This is a genomic window from Sedimentibacter sp. (genome assembly GCF_032080165.1).
Classification (GTDB): Bacteria; Bacillota; Clostridia; order Tissierellales; family Sedimentibacteraceae; genus Sedimentibacter.
In genome coordinates, this window is the sequence record NZ_DAMASY010000002.1 from 346,107 (window position 1) to 360,390 (window position 14,284).

Genomic DNA, 14,284 nt, shown 5'->3' on the forward strand with positions numbered 1-14,284 from the left:
TATGTTGCTTGCAAAAATTATATTCATTGCTGTAATCACTGTTATTTTAGGCATAACAATTTCAAATTTTAATAAAGAGTTCAAGGTTTATATTACTGTTATATTCGGCATATTGGTCATGTTTATGCTATTTGGCGAGCTAAAGGCATATATCGAAGAATTCACCAATATTTTTATCAGATATAATATCAGAATTGAATATTTTACCACTATTTTAAAAATTGTAGGCATTGCATATCTATGTGACTTCATATCACTTCTTTGCAAGGATTTGAATTACGAGTCGGTGGGCAAGAAGGTTGAGATAGCAGGCAAACTTATAATATTAATTTATTCTATCGATGTAATTAAAATATTCCTTGATCAAATATTGATGCTTGTTAACGGGTGATGAGATGAAAATAAAGATAACTTTTTTTTTAATAATTTTAATAACTCTGAATACAATAAATGCTTTTGCAGGAACATTAGATAATGCCATCAATGAAATTCCTACAGATACCTTGGAGGACTATTTAAACAAAAATAATCCGTATTTCAGAGATAATAACTTAAAGCTAAGAGATCTAATCGTAAATGCATTTAAAGGCAGATTAGATATAAGCTTAAAGGATTATTTTCTGTATGAATTTAATAATGAACAGGGATTTTTTAAAAGTATTTTAAAAACCGGTATTAATATTATAGTTATTTGTATGGTGTTAACTATAATTAAATATTTCTCCGATGAATTCAGCAGTCAGAGTGTATCGGATATTGTGATGATTTTTTCGGTCATAATTATATTTACTATTATATTAAAGGATGTTCTAAGCCTCAAAAATATGCTGAAGAATGATTTCTTAACATTTAAAACGATTACTGAAGAAATTAACGCTGTTTTTATGGCGGCAATGCTGACTTTCGGAAAATTAAGCATACTGCAATTTTTTCAAACATCCCTAAACTATATTGTTGGTATGACTACGCAGCTCATATATCAATTTACAGATATTATGACCATCATTATGATAGCGGTTATTTTGATAAATAATATGAGTAAGCTGATAAATGCACGGCTGTTGTATAAATTTTTAAAGAAGGCAACACTCTTAATTTTATCAGGATATATGATTATAATAGTCATAAATTTTTCTGTACAAGGATATATATTATATAAAACAGATAATATTTTTATAAGCTCCATAAAAGCATTATCACCATCGGCAGTTCCTGTAATTGGAAATGCTGTAAGCAGTTTCTTTGGAGTATTTTTAAAGAGTATACTAATGATAAAGGATGTTTTAGGTATAGTAATAATTATATTTATGTTCTCCGCCTTTGGCGGTTCGTTGATAAAGATTGCACTTGCTCTGATTTTGTACAAAGCGGTAGGAGTGTTAACAGAGCCGTTCAGTGAAAATATATCTAAGCTGATTTACGAAATGGCTGACATGTTTTTTATCTACTTGATATGTCTTATTACACCTATAATAATCGTAACAGTTTATTATTCAATTCTATTAAATTATATGAATAACATTTTTGGGTAGTCAAATGAAAAATACAATTATAAATATACTAATTCTAATTTTGATGTTCAATATTATTATGATAATTTTTCCGGAAGGTAAGACACAGAAATTTTGCCGAATCGCAATAAAAATTTTTATCATGATTTATATCCTGGATAATATATTTTTAAGTGGAAGCATTAATATAAATATACTAAATGATTTACCGGCATTAGAAAAAACTTATGAAAGAGAAGTTACTCTTAGCAGTATTGACGAAAATTTCATAGAATCCATAAACAAAGATTATTTTGAAGGGGATAATGTAGTAAAAAACATATCGTTAAGCTTTACGGAGGATATGGACATAAAAGCTGAAATAACCTTAAATAAACTTCTAAGCTTTGATGAAGTAAATGCATTAAAAACCAACATAGCTGACATCTTTCATGTAAAATCAGAAAACATTTATATACGATAACTTGAGTTCAGCATACATGAATAGAATAATGGGGGAACACATGAATAATTTATTAAATATGTTTAAAGAAAACAAGAATTTAAAATACGCCGTAAATATTTTCATATTGCTGGTTATAATTTCTTTGATTTTGAAATTTGACACTTCAATAATAACCGGCACAGCAACTGACAATATAACAGACAAGATGGACAAAAAGGAAATGACAACAGATGACTATGTATTTTCTTTAGAAGAGAGGTTAGAAAAAATCTTAGGTAAAATTGAAAATATGCAAAGTGTCGATGTAATGATCTACACTAAAAAAACTCCTGAAATGAAACCTGTCTATGATGAAAATACTAGTAATGAAACAAATATAGAAATCGGAACAGATGGCACTAAAAGAGAGGTGAAAAGAGAAACTAAACAAAACCAAGTAATTCTTGGCGGCAGCAATCAAGTCGTGGAACGATTATATGAATACCCTGAAATATCAGGTGTGTTGGTTGTTGCTAAATATAATGGTGATAAAGATATTTATACAACTCTTATGAATTGTGTAAAAACTTTATTAGATATCAATATAAATGATATTGAAGTAATACTTTCCAACAAATAATTGGAAGTAAACGCGGTTTAAATTAACTAAGGGGGTAATTATGATTATGAGAAAGGAAACATTAGTATTTTTAACTTCTTTGGCAATAATATTTATAATTGGCTACGTAAATATGACAATGGTGCCGGAGAATCCGTTTGATTTGAACGATATAGCACAAATAGAGGAAGCAAATAAACCTGTTAACTTAGATGAAGATTTAGCGCAAATAATAGAAGGTGACCTGGCAGAATTAAATAAACCTGATTTAGTTGAAGTATTCGAGCAAACCGATAAATCAGACATTTCCACTAATCCGCCTGTTAGTGGTCCGGAGCTTGTTGAAAACGAAAATACTGCTGAAGGAATTTTAGAAGCTGAAGAAGAATTAGACTATGTAATTCTTGGTGACATTACTGATATTTTAAACAAGGATTCTGTTGAAGCTTCATCCGACGGAATTTTAAATACATTAAATGTAAACTTTGCTAATTTTAAATTAAACAGAGACAAGGGCAATATGGATGTTATTGATCATCTTGAAAACAGCATAAGCAATGAATCTATTTCAGCTGAAACAAAAAGTCAATTTGAAAGCCTGCTTTTAAATAAAAATGAATATATTCAAACCGAAAATAATATTGAAATCATGTTTCAATCAAAAGGTTATAATGAAACTATAGTAATTGTAGATTCGGATATGATTAAAGTTGTAACCAATGACACCATAGAACAAGCTGATGCAACCAAAATAAAAGATGTTATTGTATCAGAAACAAATTATGAACCGGCACAAATAAAAATAGTAAAATTTGATAATATTGATTTGTAAAGACATATAATTTCTGATATAATCATTTACGGAGGTGCTAATATGGATAACGAAAATATAGGTCAAGTTAAAATATCTGATGATGTAATAATTATTATTGCTGGTATTGCAACTAGTTCAGTTAAAGGCGTAAGTACAACTCGTACAGGTGTTGCTGACGGTATTTCAAACTTGTTTTCTAAAAATAATTATTCTAAGGGAATCAAGGTAGAAATAAATGAAAATATAGCTGTTTTAGATATTTTTATAAATGTAGAATACGGTTATAAAATCAGCGAAGTTGCAAAAGAAGTTCAAGCTACTGTTAAAAAAGAGGTTGAGACTATGACTGATATGGAAGTAGCTGCAGTAAACGTTCATGTACTTAACATCATACAAGAAAAAGACAAAGATAAAGAAAAAGACAAAGACAAAGACATAATTGAAGCTGATATAATAGAATAAATATCCCTTATATAGATTGACAATTTAATTTTGTCAATCTATAATTGCGTTAAAGAGAAATTTTACGGAGGCAGCATGAAGAGAAAAGAAACAAGAGAAGAAGCAGTAAAAATTGCATACTGTATGGATATCAACAAAGATTTTGACAAAAACCTTCCATGTAAATTTATCAATCATTTTGAAATTGAAGACGTCGACACAGATTATCTCAATAAAACAATGGACGATTTAGTTGATAATATTGAAATAATAGACAAATATATAACAGAAAATTCAAAGGATTGGAAAATAAACAGAATTGCAAAGGTTGACCTTGCTGTATTAAGGGTAGCTATCTCAGAAATATTGTATAATGAGCAAATACCTGAAAGTGTATCCATAAATGAAGCGGTTGAAATAAGCAAAAAATATTCTAATGAAGATTCCCATAAGTTTATAAACGGAATTTTGGGCACTGTTGTAAGAAGCATAGGAAAATGAAAGATTATATATTAGGGATTGATACAAGTGCTTATACTACATCAATCGCAATCGTAGAGCAGGAAAGCAAAGAAATATTAGTAAATAAAAGAAAAATATTAACAGTACCTCTAAGTCAAAAGGGATTGAGGCAGCAGGATGCTGTTTTTCAACATATAAAGAATTTTCAGGAGCTTTACTCCGAAATAAATATAAATTTCAATAACATTAAAACGGTTTCAATCAGTTCGAAACCAAGAAATGTAGTTGGCTCATATATGCCTGTATTCACTGTTGGGCAAAATTACGGAAAAATTATAGCGAAATCCTTAAATTGTAAATACATCGAATATTCCCATCAGGAAAATCACATTGCCGCATCACTTATAAATCATTATAAAGAAATACGCAATAATATCCTTGCAATTCATATATCCGGAGGAACGACAGAATTTCTTGATGTAAATAAGGCATCTAAGGGTTATGATGCAGAAATTGTCGGTGGAAGTAAGGATATAACCTTTGGACAGCTTATCGATAGGATAGGAGCACTACTCGAATTTCAGTTCCCTTGCGGCTTCCATATGGAAAATTATTTAAATGAAAACAATAATATTGAAAAAATAATAACTCCTAAAATAAGCGGGGATGCATATATAAATCTATCGGGGCTGGAAAACTACTTTACTGATTTATATGTTTCAAACAAATTCAACAAGGAATCAATAATTAATTCACTTTTTACATATGTTGCCGATTGTATAATACACATAATCAATGAAATAAAATTAAGTTCTGACATAGAAACAATTATAATAGCAGGAGGAGTAGCTTCAAATTCATTAATCAGAAAACTTATACTGAATAATCTTAGTAACAAATACAAAATAATATTGCCTACAAAAGAAAATGCATCTGATAATGCTGTGGGAACTGCGTTTCTTCCGATTATAGACAGGTGGTACAATGAAATTAAAGCCAATTAAAGTATCAGTTTTAAACCAATATATTAAAAAATATTTGATGAGCAATTCAATTTTGAATAACCTTAGGGTTGAAGGTGAAATATCCAACATACACTTAAGTAAGACGGGCTATACTTATTTTACGTTGGGTGATGAAGCATCTATTATTAATTGTGTTGCTTTTTTTGCTGACAATATTTCTAAAAACGGTGATAAAATTATTGCAGAAGGTGAATTATCCGTATATGAAGCAAGAGGTTCTTATCAGCTCATAGTAAGAAATATTGAGAGAGTAGGACTCGGTAAAATACTGTTGGATTTAGAAATGTTAAAAGAAAAGCTTAAAAATGAAGGCATGTTTGATCGTCACAGAGAGATTCCGCTGTATCCAAATAAAATAGGAATTATTACATCAAAAACAGGTGCAGCCATAAAGGATATTTTAAAAACCTTTGAAAGTGTACGGGCTGATTTTGAAATTATCATATATAACACTTTGGTTCAAGGTGAAAAGTCAAAGGATAATATAATTGATGGTATCAAATACTTCAACGAAAACCTCACAGACGTTATATTGATATCCAGAGGTGGCGGCAGCTTTGAAGATTTAAATGTATTCAATGATTTGAAGGTTGCAGAAGAGGTATATAAGTCCGAGGTTCCGGTAGTTACAGGCATAGGGCACGAAACAGACAGAACATTGACTGATTATGTGGCCGATATTTACTGTCACACACCTACTGCCGCAGCAGAAAGAATAATAAAAGGATATAAGGATGTCGAGGAAAGGTTAAGAAATTACTTGCAATTATTAAAGCAAAATACTTACAGCATTATAAATTTAAAAAAATCCGAGTTAAAATCCAATAGATACATACTTAAAAATTTCTTGCCTGTTGAATATATTTATAAAACTAAAAATGATATAGAGAATTATAAAAACATAATGAAAAATATATTAAACAAACAAATAAGCAATCTAAAATTTCAGCTTAACATTATGAGCGAAAAGTTAAACGGTTATAATTATAATAAACAATTCGAAAAAGGATTCACTTTAGTCACCGATGATGAGGGGAACATTATAAAAAATATAAATCAAATTCAATTGCTTGATTTATTAAACATACGTTTTAAAGAATATGAAATAATTGCTGAAACAAAAGAGATAAAAGAGGTGGAATAATGGAATATGAAAATTTTGAAGCAGCATTTGAACATTTAAAGAGCATTATTGATAAATTTGAAGCAAACGAAAATATTTCCTTAGATGAATTGGTAAAGAACTATGAAGAAGGAATGAAAGCTTATACGTACTGCTCAAATAAATTGGACGATACTCAGAAGAAAATAAAATTGATAAATGAAACTAACTCGGAAGAAATTGGGAATTGAATAAATACAACTTCTATACAAATAAATAATTGATATTTATAAATTATTATGATATAATTTATATTGAATTGTTCATATTTTTTTTAAAATTTCAGAATAATTATTAAAAGTAATGAAAGGGTATTGAATGGAACCTATTCGGCTTGATGTATATATGCATAAAAACGGTTTAAGTCAAAGCAGAGAAAATGCAAAGCAGTTAATTTTAAATGAGTGCGTATATGTAAATAACAAATTAATTAATAAACCTTCTGTAAAAGTTACGGATTCTGACGATATAAGAATTGAAAACTCTTTTGAATATGTTGGTCGTGGAGCAATAAAAATAGAAAAAGCTATAAATTTATTCGATATTAACGTTGAAAATAAAACAGCCGTAGATATCGGAGCTTCAACGGGCGGCTTTACGGATTTTCTTTTAAAAAAAGGGGCTGACAAGGTTTATGCCATAGATGTTGGACACAACCAGCTTCATGGATCACTGTTAGACAATAACAGGGTAGTTAATTTAGAGGGCACTAATTTCAGATATATTGAAGCTTCTGTTTTTAAGGAAACAATAGATATAATTGTCATTGATGTTTCTTTTATATCTCTTAGATTATTAATGCCAAAGATATGTGAAATTACTGATGATAGTACAGATATCATTGCCCTTATTAAGCCTCAGTTTGAAGCCGGTAAAGAAAATATCGGAAAAAATGGAATTGTAAAAGATAAAATTATACATCTTACGGTATTGAATAATATCAAAAAATATTGCGAAGATAATAATTTGTTCATTAAGAATATAACGTTTTCTCCTATTACGGGAGGAGACGGAAACATTGAGTATTTAGCTCATATTAAAAAAATTAAAGCTGTACAAAACAGTTCGGAACTTAATTTCAAAGCATTAATAAAAATAGCTTTTGAATTTTTATAAAATAATTTTTATGAGGTGACTAATGAAAAAGTATACGAGACAAACAAAAATTCTTGAACTTATTTCAAAAAAAGAAATTGAAACTCAAGAAGAACTTGCCGACGGCTTAAAAGCAATGGGCATTGATGTAACACAAGCTACTATATCAAGAGATATTAAGGAGCTTCGTTTAGTAAAGGTAATGTCTAAGAACGGAAAATACAAATATGCAACAATCGGACAGAGCCAGGAAGGAATTACTGACAGATTAAACAAAATATTTGAAAATTCAGTTGTTTCAATCGATAATGCCTTAAATATTATAGTTTTAAAAACTATACCCGGCGCGGCACAAATTTGTGCTTCAGCTATTGATTATATGGGAGTTGACAATATAGTCGGAACATTGGCAGGCGATGACACTGTCTTTGTAGCTATAAGAACTATGGAAGATGTAGAAAAAGTATTGGAAGAGTTTAAAAAGAATATAAGATAACGGTGATATAATGCTTTTGACTTTAAATATAAGCAATTTTGCGGTATTTGAAAAACAAACCATAGAATTTGACAGCGACTTTAATGTATTTACCGGAGAAACAGGCTCGGGTAAATCAATTTTAATTGAAGCATTATCTTTAATATTAGGTGAAAGAGCTTCGAAGGATTTAATAAGAAAAGGGAAAAAAAGCGCTTTGTTAGAAGCAATTTTTGATGTATCTGACAACAGCGATTTTTATAGTTTTTTACAAAATAATAATATCGAAATGAATGCCGAGGATTATCTGATAATTTCGCGAGAAATATATGAAAACGGCAAAAGCATCAGTAAAATTAACGGTAGAACTGTGCCGCTAAGCATTATAAAAGAAGCAGGAAGCTATTTAATCGATATTTACGGTCAATTTGGTCATGAAAGCTTATTTAAAAAAGAAAATCATATTATTTTATTAGACAGCTTGATTCAAAAGGATTTAGCTCCAATTCTTGAAACTTATTATAACCTATATACAGAGTATAATAGAATAATAAAAGAAATTGAAAATTTACAAGGTAAATTAAACAATAAAGACTTGAAAATTGAGCAGCTTAAGTTTGAAATTAATGAAATAGACGAAGCGGATTTAAATGAATTTGAAGAAGAAGAGCTTTTAAAGCAGATTAAGAAGCTTTCAAACATTCAGGAGATACAAAATTCATTATTTGAAATTAAAAACATATTAAGTAATAACAGCTTAAACAGCGTTTACAATTTACTTAATAAAATTAAAGGATATGATGATTCTTTAGCTGATTTTATTTCTAAGCTTGATATTTTATTGGAAGAATTACAATATTTCAATTATGATTTGAACGATTATTCAGAGCGATTAGATTTTGACGGTGAAAAATTAAACACTATTGAAAAAAGAATGTCTCTGATAAACCGCTTAAAAAGAAAATATGGTTTTTCGGTCGAAAAAATTAGAGAGTACAGAGAATCTGCAAATGAAGAATTGGATATACTGTTAAAAGCAGAATCGAATTTAAATATGATGATTAAAGAAAAAGCAGAGCATAATAAGAAGATTGAAGAGTGCTCTAATTTGATTTCTGATAAAAGAAAAAAAGCTGCTGAAATTTTAGAAACGGAAATATTGAATGAACTTGATGATTTAAATATGAAAAATATTGAGTTTAAGGTTGCAATAAATAAGAAAGAAAATTATTCATACGATGGTGTCGATGATGTAGAGTTTTTAATTTCTACCAATGTCGGCAGTGATTTAAATTCTGTTCAAAAGGTTGTTTCCGGAGGAGAAGCTTCACGTATAATGCTTGCTTTAAAGAAAATAGTCAGTGATATAGAAAGCACTCAAACTATGGTATTTGATGAGATTGACACCGGAATAAGCGGCAAAACAGCGCAGATGGCAGGTATAAAAATGAATTACATTTCTGCAAAGCACCAGATAATCTGTGTTACACATTCACCTCAAATTGCTTCAATTTCAAAAAATCATTTTTTAATTGAAAAAAAGATTATTAATAATAATACTTACAGTATCGTAAATAAATTAAATAAAGAAAATAAAATTTATGAAATAGCGAGATTGTTAAGCGGTATGAAAGTAACGGAAAAATCATTAAACAATGCAAAAGATTTAATAGATTCAAGCGCAGCATTTCATTAATCTGATTTGAATAAAATTGTTTATACGCCGCAACATATTCTATCTTTTCACAAAAAAGGTACTTGTGAAATATAAGACAGTAGTATAATACAAACATTATATGGAGAAATTAAAGATAAAACTTGAAGGAGTGCAAAATGAAAAATTTCGCTAAAAGAGTTTTATTCTTTATTTTTTTTATTGCAATTTTAGTGACAGCAGTCTACTTCGGCTATGATTTAAAAACAAATCCATATATTTTTACTAAAATGAATGGAAATGAAGTTATAGAATCCGGCGGCAAATATATTATTCCCGGCGGTCAAACCATAGGAGTAGAATTAAAAACAAAAGGTGTATTAGTGGTTGGTTTGGCAGACATCATCAGCACAGGTGAAATATCAGTATCTCCGGCTAAAATTTCAGGTATGGAAATAGGAGATAAAATATTGACCATAGATTCACAAAATATAGAAACAATTAATGATATATTACAATATACCGAGGATAATGGTATTAAAGATTATAGTTTTACAGTGGAAAGAGAAGGAAAAATATTAAATTTTAATATAACTCCGGTGAGAACCTTGGAAAATGATAATATTAAGTTTGGATTTTGGGCAAGAGATGATATAGCTGGTATAGGAACAATTACCTTTGTTGACCCTAAGACAGGCAAATTCAGTGCAATCGGACACGGTATTTCAGATTCAGATACCGGGCTGATTGATATAGAGTCAGGTACCATTTCTAAAGCCAATATTACTAACATCAAGCTTGGTAAAAAAGGGGAGCCCGGAGAAATAATCGGCTATATTTTAAATAATGAAAATAAACTTGGTACAGTAGAAAACAATACCAACTTTGGAATCTACGGTAACATTAACAAAGAAAGCTTAGGATTTTTCAGCAATAATTTGATAGAGATCGGAAAAAAGGAAGAAATAAGATTAGGACCGGCTCAAATATATTCATGTGTAAATAATGAAATCAAAGCATATGATGTAGAAATAACCAAAGTATTTTATCAAAATAAGCCCGGAGAAAAAAGCTTCGTCATAAAAATTACAGACAATGAACTATTAGAATTAACAAACGGCATAATACAGGGGATGAGCGGTTGCCCGGTTATTCAAAACAATAAAATTGTAGGAGCCGTAACACATGTATTTATGAATGATCCGACAAAAGGATATGGTATTTATATCGAATGGATATTAGATGAAATATACGGAAATAATCAATAAAACTATGTCATCTTAGAATTTTAGCTCTAAGGTGACTTTTTTTTAGTATAAAATTGTAAAATCATCATATACATATAAATAATACAAAAATTAAAAAATTTTTTTATATAAAAAAAGGGATTTTTGTTATATGTGCGTATTATATATATAGTGAATATATTAGGGGGTATCATTATGCAGAAAAAAATAAAAATAGTAATTGCTGATGACAATAAGGAATTTAGGTTAATTTTAAAAGATTTTTTAGTAAGTAAAAGTTTATTTGATGTAGTGGATATGGCCGATGATGGCTTGAAAGCGTTGGAAGCTGTAGAAAAGCATGAACCTGATATACTTATATTGGATATTATCATGCCTCATTTGGATGGATTGGGAGTAATAGAGAAGCTGCATAAAAAAGAATTGAAAAAATTCCCGAAGGTTATTATATTATCTGCAGTAGGTCATGATAAGGTTACACAAAGAGCAATTAATATGGGGGTAGATTATTATATAGTAAAACCATTTAATTTTGAGTCTTTTTCAGAAAGATTATTACAAATTTCTGAATTGGAATCATCAAAAATACAAAATAAAAACAAAGAAATGGTTTATAATGAAAAGGTTAACACTGAATTATCACTTGAAGTTAAAATAACCGACATACTCCATGAGGTCGGAGTTCCTGCTCATATTAAGGGTTACCAGTATTTGAGAACATCAATTATAGACGTTGTTAATAATATAGAAATTTTAGGTGCTATAACTAAAGAGTTATATCCAATGATAGCAGCTAAATACAATACTACTCCAAGCAGAGTGGAAAGAGCTATCCGCCATGCAATAGAAGTGGCATGGACAAGAGGCAAAATTGAAACCATCAACAATATTTTTGGATATACAATACATAACAATAAAGGTAAGCCGACAAATTCGGAATTTATTGCAATGATAGCTGATAAACTTCGTTTAGAGCAAAAGGTATCATAAATTTATTTAATAGTTCAATTCTATAGGGTATTCCGTAAACAGTCTCATTCACCAATTTATTTGCTCCTTACATCGCATAAATTGGGAATTCAGTGTATTTGACCTACCGCCATTTTTCTCTCCCTTCGGTCGTAAAAATGGGGTTAGGGCATAAATAAGCTTGACAAAAACATTTATTATTATTACAATAAGCACGATAATAAATAATTTTGCAAAGAAGATAAAAAATTGCAAGAATTACAGGAGGCAATTTTGAATACTGAAATAACCGTAAAAAGTGAAAAAATATTTGAAGGTAAAATAATAAATTTAAGAGTAGATACAGTTGAGCTTGAGAAACAAAAATATACCAAGCGTGAGATAGTAGAGCATAGAAACGCAGTTGCCATTGTAGCCATAAATGAAAATGGAGAAATATTATTGGTTAAACAATTCAGAAAAGCTGTTGAGGATTTTTTGTTCGAACTGCCTGCAGGTATATTGAATATAGCTGAAGTACCCGTTGAAGGCGCCTTAAGAGAATTAAAAGAAGAAACCGGATATGAAGCAAAAAAAATCAAACAAGTCTGTGAATTTTATTCTTCGCCCGGCTTTACAAACGAAAAAATTTATTTATTCAAAGCTGAAGATTTATTATTCGCATCTACTAAATTAGATGAAGATGAATGTATAGAAACAATTGCAGTAAATAAAGAAGAAGCAGCAAAAATGTTGGAAACAGGCAGAATATTAGATAGTAAGACAATAATCGGTATTCTTCACTGGATAAATTCATAAATTTAATAATTAAACCTCTTGAACAAGCATATATTATATAAAGCTTTCAGGAGGTTTTTTTATGAACAATACACTAAAGAAATTAATTTCATCAGAGAACAAAAGATTTATATTTTTACTGGCTATATTTATTTTGTCTCTTATACTTTCTTCATTTATCTATATAATAACCGGACAAGGCAACATTACTCATATAAATTACGAAAGTATAAGCACAATGAATGTAAGAGATATTTTTGTAGTTACTATAAAAAGAAATCTCATTTATTTCATAGCTATAATCTTATTAACTATAATAGGACAAAGTAAAATAATAAATGGGTTGTTTGGATTGATTTCTGTATATTTCGGTTTATCAATTATATATTTAATCAGAACATTAAAAATGGATGTATTATACTTTGTACTTACATTTACTGATTATTTTATATTTTTTCCGCTTCTCTTTTATTTTACATTTATTTCAAGCACTATATCCAAATATACAAAAAAGACAAAAAACTTAGAGCAAATTACTCGTAAATTTGATATAATTATAAGTAGTTATATTAAATTATCATTAATATATCTTTTGATTGTAACTGTGTACAGTATAGGTTATAGTTATTATATACTAATATTAAGCAGATTGTTGGTGAGATAATGGATAAAAATATTGAAAATTATAGAGCATATCTTAATTCAAAAAATTTAAGCGTTAATACTATTTCTTCATACATCTATGACATAAACAGCTTTGATAATTACATAAACCAGGAATATAGCATAAATATAGCTAATACAAAAAAAGCACATATATTAACTTACCTTGTTAATCTCCAAAAATCAGGTAAAAGTTCTTCAACCATCGCAAGAACCATATCATCATTGAAGAATTTTTTTGAATTCTTAAAAAGGGACAAACTTATTACTGACAACCCGGCCATCAGCATTCATAGTCCAAAGCAGATTAAAAAAACACCTTCGGTTTTAACTGAACAGGAAGTCAATTTATTATTGGAACTGCCGGATGTCAATTCCTTTAAGGGTGCAAGGGACAGTGCAATCCTTGAACTGTTATATTCATCCGGAATTAAGGTTACAGAGCTTATTAACATTAAAATAAATGATATAAATTTAAATGCTAATATCATAAATATCGAAGGAGACAAAAAGCGAATATTGCCATTGAGTCAATACTCAAGAAATGCAATCAATAATTATGTAGATAAATTCAGACATAAGAGGTGCAGCGACGAAAATGAATTTTTATTTGTCAATATAACCGGTGAACCGATTTCAAGACAGGGTATTTGGAAAATGCTTAAATATTACGAAAAGAAATTAAATCTCAGCAAGGAATTATCACCTCAAATACTCAGGAATTCATTTGCCGTGCATCTGTTATCCCACGGTGCAGATTTAGGGACCATACAGGAATTAATGGGACTTAACAGTATAGCAGCAGCTCAAAACTATTTAAACAGCATAGAATTTAAATCACTGGAAGTGTTTAAAAAAGCATTCCCGAGAGTATAATATAAGCAATGGATGAGCAATTGATTAACGATTGATTAGAGATGGACGAGCAATTGTTTATTAGACTAAA

Annotated in this window: 18 protein-coding genes; all 18 read left to right on the forward strand. The window is 29.3% G+C overall.

Annotated features, from left to right (window positions below):
• Position 1 precedes the first annotated feature (1 nt).
• The 18 genes from RT412_RS04315 (at position 2) to RT412_RS04400 (ending at position 14,214) form a co-directional block, all read left to right on the forward strand.
• Positions 2-391 carry a SpoIIIAC/SpoIIIAD family protein gene (locus tag RT412_RS04315; protein ID WP_313345526.1) on the forward strand — a complete coding sequence of 130 codons (390 nt, stop codon included), beginning with the start codon at positions 2-4 and terminating at the stop codon, positions 389-391.
• A gap of 4 nt (positions 392-395) precedes the next feature.
• Positions 396-1,532, forward strand: a complete 1,137-nt coding sequence (locus RT412_RS04320) for a stage III sporulation protein AE (protein ID WP_313345529.1) — start codon at positions 396-398, stop codon at positions 1,530-1,532.
• Positions 1,533-1,536: 4 nt separating this feature from the next.
• Positions 1,537-1,974 (forward strand): hypothetical protein, encoded by a 438-nt coding sequence (locus RT412_RS04325; RefSeq protein WP_313370614.1) that lies wholly within the window; start codon positions 1,537-1,539, stop codon positions 1,972-1,974.
• 40 nt (positions 1,975-2,014) lie between these two features.
• Entirely contained in the window at positions 2,015-2,575 is a 561-nt protein-coding gene (locus RT412_RS04330; RefSeq protein ID WP_313345533.1) for a hypothetical protein, read from the forward strand.
• A gap of 40 nt (positions 2,576-2,615) precedes the next feature.
• Positions 2,616-3,386, forward strand: coding sequence for a SpoIIIAH-like family protein (locus tag RT412_RS04335; RefSeq protein WP_313345535.1), 771 nt, complete (start codon positions 2,616-2,618; stop codon positions 3,384-3,386).
• A gap of 42 nt (positions 3,387-3,428) precedes the next feature.
• Entirely contained in the window at positions 3,429-3,830 is a 402-nt protein-coding gene (locus RT412_RS04340) for an Asp23/Gls24 family envelope stress response protein (RefSeq protein WP_313345538.1), read from the forward strand.
• 75 nt (positions 3,831-3,905) lie between these two features.
• Complete coding sequence (gene nusB / locus RT412_RS04345; RefSeq protein WP_313345541.1) at positions 3,906-4,310, forward strand: transcription antitermination factor NusB; 405 nt, start codon at positions 3,906-3,908, stop codon at positions 4,308-4,310.
• Positions 4,307-5,275: a hypothetical protein gene (locus RT412_RS04350; protein WP_313345543.1), complete on the forward strand. Its 969-nt coding sequence runs from the start codon at positions 4,307-4,309 to the stop codon at positions 5,273-5,275. The genes nusB and RT412_RS04350 overlap by 4 nt, the downstream gene beginning before the upstream one ends.
• Positions 5,256-6,440 carry an exodeoxyribonuclease VII large subunit gene (gene xseA / locus RT412_RS04355; protein ID WP_313345546.1) on the forward strand — a complete coding sequence of 395 codons (1,185 nt, stop codon included), beginning with the start codon at positions 5,256-5,258 and terminating at the stop codon, positions 6,438-6,440. The genes RT412_RS04350 and xseA overlap by 20 nt, the downstream gene beginning before the upstream one ends.
• On the forward strand, positions 6,440-6,649 hold the full coding sequence (gene xseB / locus RT412_RS04360; RefSeq protein ID WP_313345549.1) for an exodeoxyribonuclease VII small subunit: 210 nt from the start codon (positions 6,440-6,442) through the stop codon (positions 6,647-6,649). The genes xseA and xseB overlap by 1 nt, the downstream gene beginning before the upstream one ends.
• A 127-nt stretch (positions 6,650-6,776) precedes the next feature.
• Entirely contained in the window at positions 6,777-7,574 is a 798-nt protein-coding gene (locus RT412_RS04365; protein ID WP_313345552.1) for a TlyA family RNA methyltransferase, read from the forward strand.
• Positions 7,575-7,596: 22 nt separating this feature from the next.
• Positions 7,597-8,049, forward strand: a complete 453-nt coding sequence (locus RT412_RS04370; RefSeq protein WP_313345554.1) for an arginine repressor — start codon at positions 7,597-7,599, stop codon at positions 8,047-8,049.
• A gap of 10 nt (positions 8,050-8,059) precedes the next feature.
• Positions 8,060-9,724 (forward strand): DNA repair protein RecN, encoded by a 1,665-nt coding sequence (gene recN, locus RT412_RS04375; protein WP_313345557.1) that lies wholly within the window; start codon positions 8,060-8,062, stop codon positions 9,722-9,724.
• Between the two features lie 137 nt (positions 9,725-9,861).
• On the forward strand, positions 9,862-10,950 hold the full coding sequence (gene spoIVB / locus RT412_RS04380; protein WP_313345559.1) for a SpoIVB peptidase: 1,089 nt from the start codon (positions 9,862-9,864) through the stop codon (positions 10,948-10,950).
• A 174-nt stretch (positions 10,951-11,124) separates the two neighbouring features.
• A complete protein-coding gene (spo0A, locus tag RT412_RS04385) occupies positions 11,125-11,919 on the forward strand; it encodes a sporulation transcription factor Spo0A (RefSeq protein ID WP_313345561.1) in 795 nt (264 codons plus the stop codon).
• 252 nt (positions 11,920-12,171) lie between these two features.
• Positions 12,172-12,696 (forward strand): NUDIX hydrolase, encoded by a 525-nt coding sequence (locus tag RT412_RS04390; protein ID WP_398438887.1) that lies wholly within the window; start codon positions 12,172-12,174, stop codon positions 12,694-12,696.
• A 61-nt stretch (positions 12,697-12,757) separates the two neighbouring features.
• Complete coding sequence (locus RT412_RS04395) at positions 12,758-13,339, forward strand: hypothetical protein (RefSeq protein ID WP_313345564.1); 582 nt, start codon at positions 12,758-12,760, stop codon at positions 13,337-13,339.
• Entirely contained in the window at positions 13,339-14,214 is an 876-nt protein-coding gene (locus RT412_RS04400; RefSeq protein WP_313345567.1) for a tyrosine-type recombinase/integrase, read from the forward strand. Before RT412_RS04395 ends, RT412_RS04400 begins: the two co-directional genes overlap by 1 nt.
• Positions 14,215-14,284: the final 70 nt, after the last annotated feature.

Excerpts from the sequence above, each read along its gene's own strand:
- RT412_RS04400 (WP_313345567.1), top strand. The coding sequence starts at position 13,339 with ATGGATAAAAATATTGAAAATTATAGAGCATATCTTAATTCAAAAAAT.
- RT412_RS04335 (WP_313345535.1), top strand. The coding sequence starts at position 2,616 with ATGATTATGAGAAAGGAAACATTAGTATTTTTAACTTCTTTGGCAATA.
- RT412_RS04325 (WP_313370614.1), top strand. The coding sequence starts at position 1,537 with ATGAAAAATACAATTATAAATATACTAATTCTAATTTTGATGTTCAAT.
- nusB (WP_313345541.1), top strand. The coding sequence starts at position 3,906 with ATGAAGAGAAAAGAAACAAGAGAAGAAGCAGTAAAAATTGCATACTGT.
- RT412_RS04330 (WP_313345533.1), top strand. The coding sequence starts at position 2,015 with ATGAATAATTTATTAAATATGTTTAAAGAAAACAAGAATTTAAAATAC.
- RT412_RS04320 (WP_313345529.1), top strand. The coding sequence starts at position 396 with ATGAAAATAAAGATAACTTTTTTTTTAATAATTTTAATAACTCTGAAT.
- RT412_RS04350 (WP_313345543.1), top strand. The coding sequence starts at position 4,307 with ATGAAAGATTATATATTAGGGATTGATACAAGTGCTTATACTACATCA.
- xseB (WP_313345549.1), top strand. The coding sequence starts at position 6,440 with ATGGAATATGAAAATTTTGAAGCAGCATTTGAACATTTAAAGAGCATT.
- recN (WP_313345557.1), top strand. The coding sequence starts at position 8,060 with ATGCTTTTGACTTTAAATATAAGCAATTTTGCGGTATTTGAAAAACAA.
- RT412_RS04370 (WP_313345554.1), top strand. The coding sequence starts at position 7,597 with ATGAAAAAGTATACGAGACAAACAAAAATTCTTGAACTTATTTCAAAA.
- RT412_RS04340 (WP_313345538.1), top strand. The coding sequence starts at position 3,429 with ATGGATAACGAAAATATAGGTCAAGTTAAAATATCTGATGATGTAATA.
- RT412_RS04365 (WP_313345552.1), top strand. The coding sequence starts at position 6,777 with ATGGAACCTATTCGGCTTGATGTATATATGCATAAAAACGGTTTAAGT.
- xseA (WP_313345546.1), top strand. The coding sequence starts at position 5,256 with ATGAAATTAAAGCCAATTAAAGTATCAGTTTTAAACCAATATATTAAA.
- RT412_RS04315 (WP_313345526.1), top strand. The coding sequence starts at position 2 with ATGTTGCTTGCAAAAATTATATTCATTGCTGTAATCACTGTTATTTTA.
- spo0A (WP_313345561.1), top strand. The coding sequence starts at position 11,125 with ATGCAGAAAAAAATAAAAATAGTAATTGCTGATGACAATAAGGAATTT.
- RT412_RS04395 (WP_313345564.1), top strand. The coding sequence starts at position 12,758 with ATGAACAATACACTAAAGAAATTAATTTCATCAGAGAACAAAAGATTT.
- spoIVB (WP_313345559.1), top strand. The coding sequence starts at position 9,862 with ATGAAAAATTTCGCTAAAAGAGTTTTATTCTTTATTTTTTTTATTGCA.